The sequence below is a fragment of the Pauljensenia sp. UMB6358 genome (genome assembly GCF_030216865.1).
GTDB classification, from domain to species: domain Bacteria; phylum Actinomycetota; class Actinomycetes; order Actinomycetales; family Actinomycetaceae; genus Pauljensenia; species Pauljensenia turicensis_A.
On record NZ_JASOMS010000066.1, the window covers coordinates 1 to 356 of the forward strand.

The window sequence follows — 356 nt, forward strand, 5'->3', positions numbered from 1 at the left end:
TGACTGGAGGGTTTTTGAAGCTAACTCCGGCTGTTTTAGAAACCATTACCGCCCTGGAAAGCCTCGGCGTGGTATCAGCAGGCGCGAAAGCCAAAGCAGGCGGCCTAATATCTGCCGTCAGTAAGATTGGGGCGGTAGTAGCAGTTGCGTGGGCCGCACTTACGGCACTTAAAGCCGCCCAACAGTGGCTTGAGGATCCACCTTCTAAGGGAATAAAGCAATACACTAACGCCATTTTAGAAATTAAGAAGGCGTCAGATGTGCCGAAGCTTCTCAAAGATACCGGGGAGAATTTCCTTGGTATAAAAATTGGGGCAGCCGCAGGCGCAAAAAGCGTAAAGCAATACTCCAAAATG

General features: G+C 50.0%; 1 protein-coding gene. It reads left to right on the plus strand.

The window, feature by feature from the left end; all coding sequences use genetic code 11:
* Positions 1-14: 14 nt before the first annotated feature.
* On the plus strand, positions 15-356 hold a 342-nt coding region (locus QP381_RS08660; RefSeq protein WP_285068554.1), incomplete at its 3' end, for a hypothetical protein.